Source organism: Tropicimonas sp. IMCC6043 (assembly GCF_004146235.1).
Classification (GTDB): Bacteria; Pseudomonadota; Alphaproteobacteria; order Rhodobacterales; family Rhodobacteraceae; genus Tropicimonas.
In genome coordinates, this window is sequence record NZ_SELO01000278.1 from 1 (window position 1) to 248 (window position 248).

Annotated in this window: 1 pseudogene; it reads right to left on the minus strand. The window is 57.3% G+C overall.

Features of this window, described 5'->3' with window-relative positions:
* Window positions 1–122: 122 nt before the first annotated feature.
* Window positions 123–248 (minus strand): annotated as a pseudogene (locus tag EU800_RS26660) (transposase); the annotation flags it as partial.

Genomic DNA, 248 nt, shown 5'->3' on the forward strand with positions numbered 1-248 from the left:
CTCGGCAATCTCACGCCGCGGGAATTCGCAATGAAATCGAGACTGGAAACCAAGGCCGCATGAGGCCAGAAATCAACCGACGGATTCTCCCAAAGGCTGGAGGGAAGCCGGGTCTCAGGTCACTGCCGATAGACACTTGACCACTTTCCGAACTCTTCGGGCAAGTCCCGCCATGGTGCCCCTGTCCGAGCAATCCAGAAAACACCATCAAGAACAAGCCGGTGGTCTGTGGGTTTGCGCCCATTCGG